The organism is Capnocytophaga sp. oral taxon 412 str. F0487 (assembly GCF_000271925.1).
GTDB lineage: Bacteria > Bacteroidota > Bacteroidia > Flavobacteriales > Flavobacteriaceae > Capnocytophaga > Capnocytophaga ochracea.
Map to the genome: position 1 here is coordinate 1 of NZ_AJZR01000051.1, position 1,840 is coordinate 1,840.

The window sequence follows — 1,840 nt, forward strand, 5'->3', positions numbered from 1 at the left end:
TGCACTTGGCTCTTTTCGTCTATCTGCTCGGTGGTAGTAAACTCCTGTTCGGTGCTATACATATAGCTCTCTTCACCAAATACCGAGCTACTATGGGCTGTTTCTAAGCCACAAGCTACTCCCACTTTGTAGATGTAGGTACGTCCTCGTTTGAGTCCTGTAACTTTGGTATAGGGCATACTCACCTTTTGCGATTTCCACGTCTTGCCCTTCTCGCGGTACATCACCTTGTAAGGGTATTCCTGATTAGGCATCATCGCCTGAGCACTCCAGCGCAGTTGTACCGAGGTGCTTTCGGTCATCGCGGTGAGCATTCGTGGCTACATCACGAAGGGTCTATTTCAATATGTCAAGGAACGTTGTTTTAAGGTTTGTAATTATACAACCTTTTAAACTTGTATAAAATAATTCTATCTTACAAATAAAAACATTAATATTTTATAGAATACTCTCTGCTAACGAATCTTCTTTTAAAGGTAATTTTTCAGGATAAAAAATAAAAATAACATTATCGTCATTTATCAATGAAATATATTCTTTTTCTTGCCACTTTAATAAAACAGGTAGCACTTTGTTATAATTATCTCTGAAATGTTTATTCACTATATCCATTAAATCCCAATCTATTATTGGAGTTATTAAATAAATATTATCACGGTAAATAGTGTCTACTAGTAATTTGATAAGATTTTTACGCTTCATATTTCTTTAAATATTATTATTTTCCTCATACTTTTAATAATTTATGAAAGAGTCATAATCTATTAGAAGGTAAGTCTATAATTTTAAACTTCTCTTCAGATATAATTTCAATAATCCCTTTTTTTTCTAAAAAAGGCAAAAACTCTTTTATTACATTCTTTTGTTTTTCATGTTGAGTAAAATCACTAATAGACCATTCGTTTCCAAAATTCCTGTAAAAAAATTCTATTTTATATAGAAAATTATCGATTATTGCTTTTGTTTTCATAAGATAAACTTTCTAACAATAGAACATCTCTTGCGGGTAAATTTTCGGGAAATAACATAAATATATATTCATCATCATTTATTATAGAAATATAGTTTTTTTCTTCCCAGTATTTGAGAATTGGCAAAATTTTTTGATATTCAGCTTTGATATTTTTAGAGAAGGCATTCCATCTCCATTTAGGATTATAGGCAGAGGGATCATAACAAATATTATCAATTATTATCTCTATTATTTTTGAACGTTTCATAGCATAGTGTTATTTAAAATTGATTATTTCACCTGTTTTTAAGTTAATTAATCTTTTCAACTTTATTTGAGATTGTGTTATAAATTGCGTTGCTCCTCCTTTTCCAAAATTTGGATAGCTCCTTGTTAAAACTTCCATATATTCAGCATTGTTCCATTTTGCTTTTGGAATATGAGTCTTATTTATTAGCTGGTTAGCATCAAACTCTGCACGCCAAACAGCGTCTGTATATTTTGCATTTAACTGCATTTTATCAATAGCGATTAGGGGATCATCTATTTTATCTAATGAGAAATATGTTTGTCCTTGCCCTATTTGTTCTGGAATAATACCTGAAGATTTTAATTGCTCTAAATAATTAGCATTAGAACCTATATGTCTGTAAGCTATTTTTCCTTTTATTAATTCATTTGCTACATCATCTATTTTATTTTCAAACCCTAATGCTTTCCAAACCTCCGCTTGCTTCTCCACTAATTGCTTTTCAGCCTGAGAAGGATTGTCTAATTGAGTTACCTATACTAGTTTTTGTCTAACGAGAACAATGAGAATTTATTTCATAATAGGAGGAATTATCTCTCTATTTTTAAAAGCATCATAATTAAATCTAATCCTCTCTG

At 30.7% G+C, this 1,840-nt stretch carries 5 protein-coding genes; all 5 read right to left on the reverse strand.

Features of this window, described 5'->3' with window-relative positions; all coding sequences use genetic code 11:
* The coding region (locus tag HMPREF1321_RS08425) for a fibronectin type III domain-containing protein (RefSeq protein ID WP_198003464.1) at positions 1-302 on the reverse strand (302 nt) is incomplete at its 3' end.
* Between the two features lie 136 nt (positions 303-438).
* The gene (locus HMPREF1321_RS08430) at positions 439-702 is read right to left on the reverse strand and encodes a hypothetical protein (protein ID WP_034575942.1); all 264 of its coding nucleotides are present in this window, start codon (positions 700-702) and stop codon (positions 439-441) included.
* Positions 703-754: 52 nt separating this feature from the next.
* Positions 755-970: a hypothetical protein gene (locus tag HMPREF1321_RS08435; protein ID WP_009422214.1), complete on the reverse strand. Its 216-nt coding sequence runs from the start codon at positions 968-970 to the stop codon at positions 755-757.
* Positions 945-1,220, reverse strand: coding sequence for a hypothetical protein (locus tag HMPREF1321_RS08440; protein ID WP_009412282.1), 276 nt, complete (start codon positions 1,218-1,220; stop codon positions 945-947). Before HMPREF1321_RS08440 ends, HMPREF1321_RS08435 begins: the two co-directional genes overlap by 26 nt.
* A gap of 9 nt (positions 1,221-1,229) precedes the next feature.
* Positions 1,230-1,694 carry a hypothetical protein gene (locus HMPREF1321_RS12250; protein ID WP_009422215.1) on the reverse strand — a complete coding sequence of 155 codons (465 nt, stop codon included), beginning with the start codon at positions 1,692-1,694 and terminating at the stop codon, positions 1,230-1,232.
* Between the last annotated feature and the right edge of the window lie 146 nt (positions 1,695-1,840).

Bases quoted from the DNA above. Each gene is read 5' to 3' on its own strand.
- HMPREF1321_RS08435 (WP_009422214.1), bottom strand. From the start codon at position 970: ATGAAAACAAAAGCAATAATCGATAATTTTCTATATAAAATAGAATTT.
- HMPREF1321_RS08440 (WP_009412282.1), bottom strand. From the start codon at position 1,220: ATGAAACGTTCAAAAATAATAGAGATAATAATTGATAATATTTGTTAT.
- HMPREF1321_RS08430 (WP_034575942.1), bottom strand. From the start codon at position 702: ATGAAGCGTAAAAATCTTATCAAATTACTAGTAGACACTATTTACCGT.